General features: G+C 37.4%; 14 protein-coding genes and 1 other annotated feature. Of the genes, 11 read left to right on the plus strand and 3 right to left on the minus strand.

Annotated features, from left to right (window positions below; translation table 11 throughout):
- Nucleotides 1–28: 28 nt before the first annotated feature.
- A complete protein-coding gene (locus NBX03_RS01270; protein WP_250228969.1) occupies nt 29–1,249 on the plus strand; it encodes an aspartate kinase in 1,221 nt (406 codons plus the stop codon).
- A 36-nt stretch (nt 1,250–1,285) separates the two neighbouring features.
- Nucleotides 1,286–1,807 (plus strand): GrpB family protein, encoded by a 522-nt coding sequence (locus tag NBX03_RS01275; protein ID WP_250228970.1) that lies wholly within the window; start codon nt 1,286–1,288, stop codon nt 1,805–1,807.
- Between the two features lie 108 nt (nt 1,808–1,915).
- Here NBX03_RS01275 and NBX03_RS01280 read toward each other — a convergent pair whose 3' ends face one another.
- Nucleotides 1,916–4,162: a sensor histidine kinase gene (locus NBX03_RS01280; protein WP_250228971.1), complete on the minus strand. Its 2,247-nt coding sequence runs from the start codon at nt 4,160–4,162 to the stop codon at nt 1,916–1,918.
- Nucleotides 4,152–4,853: a response regulator transcription factor gene (locus NBX03_RS01285; RefSeq protein ID WP_250228972.1), complete on the minus strand. Its 702-nt coding sequence runs from the start codon at nt 4,851–4,853 to the stop codon at nt 4,152–4,154. The genes NBX03_RS01280 and NBX03_RS01285 overlap by 11 nt, the downstream gene beginning before the upstream one ends.
- Nucleotides 4,854–5,447: 594 nt before the next feature.
- Between NBX03_RS01285 and NBX03_RS01290 the strand changes: the two genes are divergently transcribed.
- From NBX03_RS01290 to NBX03_RS01330, 9 genes are all read left to right on the plus strand, one after another.
- A complete protein-coding gene (locus NBX03_RS01290; RefSeq protein WP_250228973.1) occupies nt 5,448–5,897 on the plus strand; it encodes a hypothetical protein in 450 nt (149 codons plus the stop codon).
- A 498-nt stretch (nt 5,898–6,395) separates the two neighbouring features.
- Entirely contained in the window at nt 6,396–6,545 is a 150-nt protein-coding gene (gene rpmG, locus NBX03_RS01295) for a 50S ribosomal protein L33 (RefSeq protein ID WP_250228974.1), read from the plus strand.
- 13 nt (nt 6,546–6,558) lie between these two features.
- The gene (secE, locus tag NBX03_RS01300; RefSeq protein WP_250228975.1) at nt 6,559–6,795 is read left to right on the plus strand and encodes a preprotein translocase subunit SecE; all 237 of its coding nucleotides are present in this window, start codon (nt 6,559–6,561) and stop codon (nt 6,793–6,795) included.
- Between the two features lie 149 nt (nt 6,796–6,944).
- The gene (nusG, locus tag NBX03_RS01305) at nt 6,945–7,466 is read left to right on the plus strand and encodes a transcription termination/antitermination protein NusG (RefSeq protein WP_250228976.1); all 522 of its coding nucleotides are present in this window, start codon (nt 6,945–6,947) and stop codon (nt 7,464–7,466) included.
- A gap of 421 nt (nt 7,467–7,887) precedes the next feature.
- Nucleotides 7,888–8,313, plus strand: a complete 426-nt coding sequence (gene rplK / locus NBX03_RS01310; protein WP_250228977.1) for a 50S ribosomal protein L11 — start codon at nt 7,888–7,890, stop codon at nt 8,311–8,313.
- A gap of 61 nt (nt 8,314–8,374) precedes the next feature.
- On the plus strand, nt 8,375–9,070 hold the full coding sequence (gene rplA, locus NBX03_RS01315; RefSeq protein ID WP_250228978.1) for a 50S ribosomal protein L1: 696 nt from the start codon (nt 8,375–8,377) through the stop codon (nt 9,068–9,070).
- 166 nt (nt 9,071–9,236) lie between these two features.
- Nucleotides 9,237–9,368: a sequence feature (ribosomal protein L10 leader region), on the plus strand.
- A gap of 77 nt (nt 9,369–9,445) precedes the next feature.
- Complete coding sequence (rplJ, locus tag NBX03_RS01320; protein ID WP_250228979.1) at nt 9,446–9,958, plus strand: 50S ribosomal protein L10; 513 nt, start codon at nt 9,446–9,448, stop codon at nt 9,956–9,958.
- Between the two features lie 203 nt (nt 9,959–10,161).
- Entirely contained in the window at nt 10,162–10,542 is a 381-nt protein-coding gene (gene rplL / locus NBX03_RS01325) for a 50S ribosomal protein L7/L12 (protein WP_250228980.1), read from the plus strand.
- Nucleotides 10,543–10,860: 318 nt separating this feature from the next.
- A complete protein-coding gene (locus tag NBX03_RS01330; protein ID WP_250228981.1) occupies nt 10,861–11,754 on the plus strand; it encodes a stalk domain-containing protein in 894 nt (297 codons plus the stop codon).
- A gap of 260 nt (nt 11,755–12,014) precedes the next feature.
- Here the strand turns inward: NBX03_RS01330 and NBX03_RS01335 are convergent, their stop codons facing one another.
- Complete coding sequence (locus NBX03_RS01335; RefSeq protein ID WP_250228982.1) at nt 12,015–12,569, minus strand: hypothetical protein; 555 nt, start codon at nt 12,567–12,569, stop codon at nt 12,015–12,017.
- Between the last annotated feature and the right edge of the window lie 243 nt (nt 12,570–12,812).

Raw genomic sequence — 12,812 nt, forward strand, 5'->3', positions numbered from 1 at the left:
AGCTTTATTCTTAAGGAGGTTTAATCTCATGCTTATTGTTCAGAAATTTGGCGGGAGCTCCGTGGCGAATGTGGAGCGGGTTATGAATGTTGCGAATAGGATTGTTGACACTTATAAAGCAGGCAATTCTGTTGTAGTAGTGCTTAGCGCCCAAGGCGACACTACAGACGAGCTTATTGAAAAGGCAAAAGAATTAAATAAAAATCCTTCAAGGCGTGAGATGGATATGCTTTTAGCTACCGGCGAGCAGCAGTCGGTTGCGCTTATGGCTATGGCCATACATTCTCTTGGCTATCCGGCAGTTTCTTTAAACGCAAATCAGGTTGGAGTGCTTACGTCTTCCAACCATCAAAATGCCCGAATAAAAAGAATCAATACCGAAAGAATAAATTCGGAGCTTGATAAAAATAATATTGTTATTATAGCCGGGTTTCAAGGCTATAACAGGTATAACGACCTTACGACTTTAGGCAGAGGCGGCTCCGATACGACGGCGGTTGCCCTTGCCGCGAGCCTTAACGCGGATTTATGCGAAATATATACAGACGTTGACGGTGTTTATACAGCCGATCCCAGAGTTGTGAAAGGGGCTGTTAAGCTTGAAGAAATAAGCTATGACGAAATGCTTGAGCTTGCTTCTTTGGGTGCAAAGGTTCTTCATAACAGGTCTGTTGAGCTTGCTAAGAAATATAATGTTAAGCTTGTGGTTCGCTCAAGCATGACAAAAGAAGAGGGTACTTTAGTTAAGGAGGAAACAAAAATGGAAAAAATGTTTGTAAGCGGCCTTGCCGTAGACGACAATGTGGCAAGAATATCCCTTATTGGTATAGAAGACTCGCCTGGAAAGGCTTTTAAAATATTTTCTTTGCTTGCGAAAAACGATATTATGGTAGATATCATTCTTCAGTCTCTTGCAAAGAATAACACAATTGATATTTCCTTTACCGTAACTAAAGATGAGGCGCAGGAAACTGTAAAAATCCTTAATGAGAATAAAGAACGTATTAATTTCAACTCTATCAGCTATGACGACGATATAGCCAAGCTCTCTATCGTAGGCGCAGGAATGGCGACGAATCCGGGGGTTGCTTCCGTGATGTTTGAAGCCCTTTACGATGTGGGGGTAAATATACACCTTATTTCAACTTCTGAAATAAAGATAACCGTTCTTATTGATAAAGATGATGCAAATAAAGCGGCAAATTCCGTTCATGATAAATTTTTCAGCCAGTTTTTGCTGAGTAAATAATATCTGGCAGGCCTTATCTTTATCAGGAGGCAGGATATGCATATAGAAATTGTTGATTATAGTGAAAACTGGCGGATTTTATATGAGAAGGAAGCCTTATTCATAGGCAATATCCTTAAGGACGAGATTATAAGCATCTTTCATATTGGAAGCACCTCCGTAAGCGGCCTTAAGGCAAAGCCCATTATAGACATTATGCCTGTGGTTTCCGATATCGAAAAAATAGATGCGTTGAACCCTTACTTTGAAGCAATAGGCTATGAGCCTATGGGAGAATTCGGCATAGAGCGCCGCAGATATTTCCGAAAGGGAAAAGAAAAGCAAGCCTTCCACGTCCATATCTTTCAATATGATAATTTATATGAAATTGAGCGGCATCTTGCTTTCAGGGATTATTTAAGAAATTTCCCTGATGCAAGACAAGCTTACGGAAGCCTTAAAGCGGAGCTTGCAAAAAAATACCCAAATGACATCGACGCTTACTGCGACGGAAAAGACAGCCTTGTAAAAGAAATCGAAGCAAGGGCTATAAAATGGAAATGGCAGAACAGAAATTAATAAAAGCTTGTCCCTTATAAGGGACAAGCTTTTATATTTTCGCTTTATAATGGAGAATCCTTGGGTTTATTTAAATTTAAAAGCGGCAGAAAATGAAACTTGTTCTTATTATTTATAAAGAATAAGAATCACCTTGAACAAGTCTCCATCTATGGAAATATCCATTTTTCCCCCGTGGAGGTCTATGATATTTTTGGCGATGGAAAGGCCCAGGCCGCTTCCTTCGGTGGTTCTTGAAGAGTCCCCTCTTTTGAACCTTTCAAAAAGCTCCGAGGCATCGAAATCAAGTTCATGGTTTGATACGTTTTTAAGGATTATTTCAGCGTATCGGTCGTGGTCTATGAAAGAAACATACACCCGGGAGCCTTTGGGAGAATAATTAATAATATTATTAATGAGGTTTTCAAATACCCGCCACATTTTTTTGCCGTCAAGCCACAGCATTATTTTTTCTGAGGTAGTGCTTAAACGGAAGTCAAGGCCGGATTCTTCTATTTTTTCATTTAACTCCCCTTGAGACTGTTCATAAAGCTGTATTACGTCTACCGGCTCTAAATCAAGCTCTACAGACTGGCTGCTTAATTTTGAGGCTTCAAAAAGGTCGTCGATTAATATTTTAAGCCGATAGGATTTTTGCTTCAGGACCTCTACATAGCTTCTTGCTTCGGGGCCTAAGCCGTTCAGCCTTGAAAGCAGATCGACATAATTTATAATAGAGGTGAGGGGGGTTTTTAAGTCGTGGGATACGTTTGTAATAAGCTCTGTCGTGGTACGCTCGCTTTTAAGGGTCTCATCAAGGGAGCGGTAAAGGCCTTCGCTAAGCTCGTTCAGCATATTTACAGGGGTGGCAAAAAGCCCTGTTTCTCTCGGAACCTCTATTTTCTTGCCCCCTGAAATGATATTTATATAGTATCCAAGCTTTGAAAAGCTGGAGATGATATCCATGGTTATAAATATAACGGCGCATACGAAAAGGGCTACGATGACAAAAAATGCCGTTTCTATATAAAGCCCTGCAGTTCCTACAAGCATTATAGTAAAGATTAAAATAATTATAATAACAAAAAGCATAAGCACCCATAAGAAGGTTAGGAAAAACGGGCTAAAGGCCCTAATGATTTTAAGATTTTCTCCTATTTTTAAGATGGACTTATACTCAAATTCATTTTTAAGCCGCCGTATATCCTTTAAAATATAAACAGCGTATGCAAAAGAAAAAATAATTGCAATGATGTAAATAAAAAGCATGGCGGAATCAAAAACAAGGTCTGTTCCGCCGTAGCCATTCATGTTCAGAGCGCTTATATTTCCTGCAGTATAGCGGAATATATTGCTTCCTGCCCAAACGATGAGAAAAAGCTTTAGAAAAGCAGGAATTTTAAGATAAGGCCTGAAAAACAGACAAAAGCCCTCTTTTACAGAGGAACCGGAGCTTCTGTAGGCCTCAAAAATAAGGCTTATAATTGCCCCTGCCGCTGCAAGAGCTAAAATAATATATTTAATGAGCAAATTCCTGTATCTTTCAATTTCGCTGTTTCTGTAACGGATTGCCGATTCTATGGAAGGGCCAAGGATGCTTTGAAGAGGCTGCTCCTTGGGTATTATAATATATCCGGTTATTCCGTTAAGCTCAAAGCTTGTGTTTAAATTTACGCCGTTAAAGGTTTCGGATATTTCCGAGAGGTTAATATTGAGATAGGCCTCGTTTTGCATATAATACTCAATATTATCTACGCCGGCTATGTTTTTAAATGTACGGTTCAGGACGGAGTCGTTGATGTAATAGACGAATTCGTCTGTCTGCTCAAGATAGTTATAAATAATGGTGTAATTTTCATTCTTTTCTTTTAATATGGATTTTTTAATATTATTGACTTCGTCTCTGTAATTTTCTATAAGCTTTTCAAAGGAATTCCGGAGCTGTTCTTCGGCTACGGCAATATCTTCTTTTGTGCTTTCGCTGTTAAAAGCCGTTTCGTTATAAAGGTCTATGGCCCTTTGCTGAGAGGCATACAAATTCTGCTGGAGCTTTGCCGTGTCCTCGGCAATATCCATTTCCGTAACCTTTTTATCCTCCGGCAGCGTAAGAAAATTTCTGTAATAAATAAAAAACCTGTTTAAGTTTTTAGCGTATCTCGTGATATTTTCATTTACTACATAATCGGAGCGGAGGGCGTTTTCAAAAATAATCCTGGAATTGTAATCATTTTTAAAATATTTATATTTTTCTATATAGCCGTCTATGCTTACGAGGCTGATATAAAAAAGCACAGACGAAAAAATAAGAATAAGCATAGAGATTCCGTATTTTTTGGAAAGAATCATGCCGTCTTTTAATAAGCTGCTATTTTTCAATTTTATATCCTACCCCCCATACGACCTTAAGGTACATAGGCTCCTTAGGGTTTACCTCTATTTTTTCCCTTATTCTTCTGATGTGTACGGCTACGGTGTTTTCACTGTTGTAAAAAGGCTCTTTCCATACTTTTTCATAGATTTCTTCTATGGAAAAGGTAATATTCTTATTTTCCATAAGAAGCTGAAGGATTTTAAATTCTATCGGCGTGAGGTGAACCTGAGTGCCGTTTACAAAGACTTCATTTGTCTTTTTGTTAAGCACAAGGCCCCTTATGGATAGAACGCCGTCATCTTCCTTGTTTTTTTGGTAATTTTCATATTTTGTATAGCGCCTTAAATTGCTTTTTACCCTTGCAATAAGCTCAAGAAAATTAAAAGGTTTTGTCATATAATCGTCGGCACCGATATTAAGGCCCAAGATAACGTCTCTGTCTTCGCTTTTTGCAGATAATATGATGATGGGGATATCCTTATCCTGCCGTATTTTTAAAGTTGCTTGAATTCCGTCCATTTTAGGCATCATGATATCCATGATAATTAGGTGGACGTCTGTTTTTTCAAGAATTTCAAGGGCCTCTGCCCCGTCTGCCGCAAGAAATACATTCATGCCTTCGTTTGTAAGATAAATGTCAAGCGCGTTTCTAATTTCCTTATCGTCATCTGCTACTAAAATATTATATTCGTTCATATCCAATCTCCTTAGTATTACTTTTTTTGTAGTATTCGGGGAACATATCAAGATTCAATTTCATCGCGTCTAGCAGTACATAAGGTATGAAACTAAATCCACTATATAATATACGGATTACAAAAGAATTATTTTATTATTAAACTATTATTAAAAATATAATAATAAATTGATGAATTTTTAGATTTGAAAGTAAATAAGCCCTATGCTATTATTATAATTAAATAATGTTTCAAGGTATTTACAGCAAAATAAGCTTGTAGCAACAAAGATCCATTTTCTATAAACGGCTTAAATGTGTAAAAACGCTATAACCCAAGCCGTCTAAAATATACAATTTTTATTACTGTAACTAATTGGTTTTACTATATAGGGTATTTGAAGTATTTTACATTATCTGCTAAGTTATACTATAAAAGCCTATTTATATATAGTAAATTTCTTATAAAGAGATAACAAAAAAACATTCACTATAGACTAAAACAGGAATTTCCTTCGGAATGATACATTTCACGTCTATGTAAATATCGGTTTTATTACGGTTTAATTTTAAAATTATTATAATTATATCAAATTAGAACGAGGAGGGATAGAGTGCTTAGAATAAAGCTTGATTATTTGAAAGAGCTTCTTGATAAAAAAATGGGGGCGTTAAGTAAAATATATAATATCACCGAAAACCAGAATATGATTTTATTAAGCAAAGAAAGCTCTCCGGAAGCCAATGTGTTTTTCGCGGAAATGAATAAGGAGAAGCTTCATTTAATCGATGAGGTGATAGACCTTGACAGGCTTTTTCAGTCCTCCTTTAAAGAAATAGAAGATAAATTAGACGAAGCCGGAAAAGAATACCCGGAAACCGTAAAAAATATGCAGACCCTTATTAATGAAATCCTTGAAAAAGATATTTCCATAAGAGCATGGGAACAAAAAAACAAAGAAATCCTTGATCAAATCAAAAAACCTTCCCAAAAACCTGTTCAAAAGGCAGGGAAGAATTATATATTAAATAGGTATAAAAGCAATTCGAAAAAGGATTCTTAGGGCACAGCTGAAAGATTGAGAATCCAGAATATTTTGCCGTAACAATACGGCTTCTTCATTAAAAGCCTTCGAATGTACATTTTCGTACAATATCCGGAAGTTTGACTATTTTTAGATATAAATTGAGCTTGCAGGGCTGTCTTATAGCAATCCAGACTTTAATCCTCAGATATATACAATTTAAAGCCTTGATTTAAATTATAAGCCTTGCACAGCAAGGTGCTGCGGCCGGTTCTTACCTATAATATGTTCCTGAAATTTCCTTTCGGAGAAAAACAAAGGCCTAAAAATAGTTGTCTTCTAAAAAACATTTGACATTGTTTTAGCTGTGTGATAGTATTATTTGGTGACGAGAGTCTTTTTTTTGTGTCTAAAAAAAGTATCGGATATATATTCCGCTTTGTTTTATATCGTGCGGCCTAAAGGCCCGCAGCTTATAAAATTAAAAGACGGAATGAAATTTTAGATTTAAGCTATTAATAAAGAGAGGTGTAATCAATGAGAGCCAATATTACATTAGCATGCACAGAATGCAAGCAGAGAAACTACAACACTTCAAAGGAAAAGAAAAATCATCCTGACAGATTAGAAACTAAGAAATTCTGCAAATTCTGCAATGCTCACACTCTTCACAGAGAAACCAAGTAAGGATGTGAATATTTTGGATAAGGATAATAAAAAGCAGGATGCTAAGCCTGTTGAAGCCAGTAAAGGCCTTTCCGACAAGATAAACGAATACAAAGGCGAATTTAAGAGAATAGTTTGGCCTACAAGGGCCGAGCTTAAGAAGAATACGATTACTGTCATTATTACATGTATATTGTTTGGGGTTCTCATTTTCTGTATGGATTTTGTGTTTAATACAGGGATGGACCTTTTTGCAAAGCTTGTAAGCTGATAGGGCTTTTTATGTCTGTAAGTATATCTTTTAAAGCAGATGAGATAGGCTCAAGGCTTTGGTTTTGAGATGATTCTCATGGGGTTTTAAGGGGTTTTACTTAAAGAAGGTCACCTTAAAAGCGAATAGCGTAAGCAAAGGATGGTAATATGTCTAATGAAGCCCGGTGGTATGTTGTTCATACCTATTCAGGATACGAAAACAAGGTAAAGGCGAATATTGAAAAAATCGTTGAAAACCGAAATATGCAGGACCAGATTTTAGAGGTTCAGGTTCCCACTCAGGAGCAGATAGAAATTAAAAACGGCCAGAAGAAAAGCGTTCAAAGGAAGGTTTTTCCGGGCTACGTGCTTCTTAAGATGATTATGAACGACGAAACCTGGTACATCGTAAGAAATACAAGAGGCGTTACAAGTTTTGTAGGCCCCGGCTCAAAGCCCGTTCCTCTTACAGAAGAGGAAATAGGAACCATGGGCATAGAGCTTTCTGCGGAAACCATAGACGCTAATCTTGGGGACAGCGTAAGAGTTACCTTTGGTCCCTTTGAAGATTCTATCGGTACTGTAAAAGAAATCAATTTCAACAAAAGAACCGTTACCGTTACTCTTTCCGTATTCGGAAGGGAAACGCCGGTGGAACTTGATTTCAATCAGATTCAAAATCTCATATAGCTTAACGTGAGTTCGACAACTGCCCTTTTGGTTAACCAAGGGAAAATTACAAGAATTTTTCGTATTATGAGTATAAAACTTTAAGTACACCTTTAGGTGTACGCACGGCAGTGTTTTTCTGCAAATTCGTACAAATAGTATCAAAAGCTTGATGGAATTTTAATTCCGCTGAATTCATATTAGCTTAGGTTTTCTGTAGGGTTAGGTTCAATTGATTACAGCCAGAAAATACACTTCGGTATTTTCACATGCTTTAGTATTTTTAAAATTTATTATTGAAATGTTTTTCTTTCATACATGAAGGGAAATATTTATAAAGGGCACACACCGCCCGTTTATACCGCAGGCAATGGCTTGCGTATGCGCTTTTTGCGCGTGGGAGGGAAAATCCCGTTAATTACCACATTTCAGGAGGTGCCATATGGCAAAGAAAGTTACAGGTTATATCAAATTGCAAATTCAGGCTGGTAAAGCCACCCCAGCACCGCCGGTAGGACCCGCTTTAGGTCAGCACGGCGTTAACATTATGGGCTTTTGCAAGGAATTTAATGAAAGAACACAATCACAGGTAGGTTTAATCATCCCTGTTGTTATCACTGTTTATCAGGACAAGTCTTTTACATTCATCACAAAGACTCCTCCTGCTGCCGTTCTTTTAAAGAAGGCCTGCAAGATCGAATCCGGTTCAGGGGTTCCCAACAAAACAAAAGTTGCTAAGATCAATCGTGAAGAGCTTCGCAAAATCGCAGAGCAGAAAATGCCCGACTTAAACGCAGCAAACGTTGATTCGGCCATGAGCATGATTGCAGGTACTGCCCGCAGCATGGGTATCGTAGTTGAAGACTAATACTATATTAGTATAAGTGGGAGGGAGCTCTCCCGATATTACCACATAAGGAGGATTTTTGATGAAAAGAGGAAAGAAATATATAGAAAAAGAAAAGCTTGTAGACCGCTCAAGCCTTTATGACATAAAAGAAGGCATCGAGCTTGTTCAGAAGCTTTCCTATGCTAAATTTGACGAAACAGTTGAAGCTCATATTAAATTGGGCGTTGACTCCCGCCATGCAGACCAGCAGGTTAGAGGTGCAGTTGTTCTTCCCCATGGTACAGGTAAAAAGGTAAGAGTTCTTGTTTTTGCCAAAGGCGATAAAGCCGCCGAAGCGGAAGCCGCCGGCGCAGACTTTGTAGGCGCTGAGGAGCTTGTTTCAAGAATTCAAAACGACAACTGGTTTGACTACGACGTAGTAGTTGCAACCCCGGATATGATGGGTGTTGTTGGCCGTTTAGGTAGAGTATTGGGTCCAAAAGGCCTTATGCCAAACCCAAAAGCCGGAACCGTTTCTATGGATGTTAAGAAGGCTGTTGAAGATATTAAAGCCGGTAAAATCGAATACCGTCTCGATAAAACAAACATTATCCACGTTCCCATTGGAAAGGTTTCCTTCGGAACTGAGAAGCTGAAAGAAAACTTTGACACGCTGATGGGTGCTGTTGTTAAGGCGAAGCCTGCCGCTTCCAAGGGAACTTACTTAAGAAGCGTTGTTGTAACTACAACTATGGGCCCAGGAGTTAAATTAAACGCTTCAAAAATCGTAGGTTAAGAAACATTATTCTGCATATTTTTTCATGGGATGACTTGATGAAGCACAGAATAAAGCATGAAAAGATACGAAACACTAAATTTTTTCACACCATAGGGTTTAATCTTTTATGGGAATATAATTTAGTGATTGACAAAATTATTAAAACAAGCTATACTTATTTAGCTTGATTAATTAAATACTGCCTAAGACAGCAGGCATGCTTTTCGCATGTAACCTTTGTGGCCTGCCGAGGAATATTGTTTATTTAAACGGATAATTCTCCCTGTCTTTGGCAGGGAGTTTTTTTGAAGTAGCGGCTGTTGGTTTTTGTATTATATCGCTATATTACAAAGCTTAAACTGTCCGCAAGATTTTTAAAGGAGGTGTGTCTGCATGCCAAAGATTGAAAAAAAGCAGGTCGTTATTAACGAAATTAAAGAAAAGCTTGACAAAGCTGCTTCTATAGTTTTAGTAGACGGAAGAGGTCTTAGCGTTGAGCAGGATACGGTTTTACGTAAAAAGCTCAGAGAGGGCGGAGTTGATTATAAAGTTTATAAAAACTCCATGATTAACTTTGCTATTGAAAATACAGAGTTCTCTGGAATCGCTCCTTATCTTAAAGGGCCAACTACAGTTGCTTTTTCTTATGGTGACGCTACCGCAGCGGCAAGAATTATCTCTAAAGAGCTTAAGGGTATGCCTAAGCTTGAGTTTAAAGCCGGTGTTGTAGAAGGCGTTGTTTATGATGCAGCAGGTGTTGACGCAATAGCGAAGATACCTTCAAGAGAAGAGCTTTTATCAAAATTGCTTGGTTCCTTCCAGGCGCCTATGGCTTCTTTTGCAAGAGTAGTAAACGCGATTGCAGAAAAAGGCACAGAGGGAGCAGAGGCTCCGGTAGAAGCATAAGGAATATGCTTGATTCTTATGTAACGTGATTTCGGTGAAGCCGAATCCTTGGTTTATCAAGGAAAAGTCCGAAGGGCTTTTTGCGTTATAAGTATCGGTTTGCAGTGTTTTTCTGTAAATTTGTACGAATAGTACCATAAGCTCGATGGAATTTTTATTCCGTCGAAGGCTCATTATTTAATTATATTTGGAGGTGCGTATAAATGGCAAAGTTAACAATTGATGAAATCATCGAGGCTATAAAGGAATTAACAGTTTTAGAGCTTAACGATTTAGTTAAGAAGGCAGAGGAAGAATTCGGCGTATCCGCAGCAGCAGGCGTTGTAGTAGCAGCAGGCGCAGTAGGCGGCGCAGCTGAAGCAGCTGAGGAAAAAACTGAGTTCGACGTAGAACTTACAGAAGTAGGCGCAGAAAAGATTAAGGTTATCAAGGTTGTTAGAGAAATCACCGGCCTTGGCTTAAAAGAAGCAAAAGACCTTGTTGAAGGCGCTCCTAAAATGGTTAAGGAAGGCGTTTCCAAAGAGGAAGCTGAATCCCTTAAAACTAAGATTGAAGAAGTTGGAGCTAAAGTTACAGTTAAGTAATTGCGGCGAAAGTCAAAGGGCACTGTGTTACAGTGCCCTTTTTATTGTGTTAAAATAGTATTACAGATATTGGAATTTATTGCAAACCATGTTATCTTTATAGTATGTGGACAGTATATATAGTAAGTTTCTCATAAAGAAGGAACAAAAGCCTGTTCACCGGAGATTTAAAAACACGGTTTTCGGAAATGCTACGTTTTTAAGTCTATGTGAATATACTGTTCTGGTCCCGTTTAATTTTAAATTTACTATAGTATTTGCAGACCTTAAGCCGAAGGATATTTGATAAAAATATAATTAAAGCTGGGAGGAATTTATTTGAAAAAGATTATTTTTGCTGTAATTCTTGTGCTTGTCATTTTTAACCCAAATAAAAGCAAGGCTTTTGGCGCCGAGGAGAGAAACGGCCCTGTATGGCGGATTTCCGGGGACGATATTATGTATGAAAAGGACGGCATAATTGATGAAACTACCGAAGTTTTAAGACATGAAAATTATATTATCTTGTTCTTAAACGGAAGCCCTCTGAAAGGAGCTGAAGGCATTATCTTGGAAAACCGTGCTCTCGTTCCTCTAAGGGCAGTGGGAGAAGGCCTTGGAGCCGTTATTGGCTGGGATAATGAAAGCAGAAAAACCACCATAGAAAAGGATGGAAAGGTATTTTCTTTTTCTGAGGCAACAGAAGGAAAGGAACTTTCAGACAATTCCTATAGAATCATTGACGGATATGCCTATACGCTCGCAGATTCCCTTTGCTTTCAGCTTAACGCCTTTTATTCCTATGCGGACCCTGAAAAAGGTCAGGATAAAAATTCTGTTACGGACCGGGCGCCGGTTATCTATATTGATGAAATTACAGAAGAAAAGCCTCTCCCAAAAGAAGAAGCTCTCATTTGGGCAAAAAAAATCTGTCTTGAAGGCCTTGGAAGGTTTAAAAAAAGCCCTGTCCTTTTCAACAGAAATGATATGACCTATGAAGAAATTGTGGAAGAACATCAAGACGAATTTCGCTTTATCGAAGAGTGTATTCAGGCCATGGAATTTGAAGGGGAATTTTCAAGATATTATAAATTTGACATGAAGGTTTATAAAATTATTTTTGATAAATATACGGGAGACATGTATTACGTCATCAGAAACGACGCTGAAACCGTGAAGAAACTTCAGATAGATGACCCTTATTTATATATTCCTTTGTTTTTTGTTGGGTAGTTTAAAGAGAAACTGCTATACCGGATTTAAAAAGAATCGTACTTTATCAGTTTGCTTTTGCTTTTTTAAGCCCTTTAATATCAAAGATTTATTCTAGGATAAAAGAAAAGGGGCTATAGTAAATTTAAAGTGAAACAGCAGCAAAGCCGTATATTCACACAGGCTTTTGCTACTTCTTTATATAAAATTTACTATATATTTTCTCATTTTGGTTTTTTATAATAAAAGAAAACCCATGGCTTTAAGCCATGGGTTGAAATTTAAACCTGTACGAAATTCTCGTTAAGCCTGCCCCTAAGAATTGCTCTTAAAGAAGTGGTTTGCTTTTCCGAAAGAGAATTTTTGCTTATTACATAATGCTGGGCGGGTACTTCGGTTCCTTTGTTGGTGTAAATATAAAAACCGATACCTGTTTCGTAAGCCCTGCCTATATTATCGTATTGAACACCGCTTTGGGATTCAGAACCTGCTATATTAAAGGATACATTAAAGAAATCATGAAAGAAGGTGTAAGAATAGGCTAAATCGCTTTTAGCGGAAATCTTCTTAAACTGGGATTTAGGCCTTTGTCGGTACATTGAAAAAGCAAAAACAATTGCAACCACAATAAAAAATAAAAGGGAATTTCGCAGTATTGCCTGAGGGGTCGCCCTAAAGAGAAAGTTTATAACTAAATTCACCGTAAGCAAAAACAAAAACATTACAAAAAGATTTTTTATAATGGATTTTTTATTATTGTTGAAATTAAGCTTGTAAAAGTCGCTGAAGGTTTCCAAATCGATTTTTGAGTTTATGGAAAGAAGTGGAGCAGCCATGGTTCACCTCTCTAACAGAATTTTGAGAATAAGGTTTTTTAAAAAGCAATAAAAAAACCCTTGACACGCAAGGAAAATAGTGATAACATAATTTAATGTATCGTTATGTACATAATCAAGATATTTGCAAAATTAGTATATCATAAAACTTTAGTGAATTCAACATATTTTTTAAAAAAAGCTTATATAAAATGTTTTATATGACTATACTTTATTTAAAGTTTCGTTCCTAAGGTAAATAAT

The organism is Anaeropeptidivorans aminofermentans, assembly GCF_940670685.1.
In the GTDB taxonomy this organism is placed as follows: Bacteria; Bacillota; Clostridia; order Lachnospirales; family UBA5962; genus Anaeropeptidivorans; species Anaeropeptidivorans aminofermentans.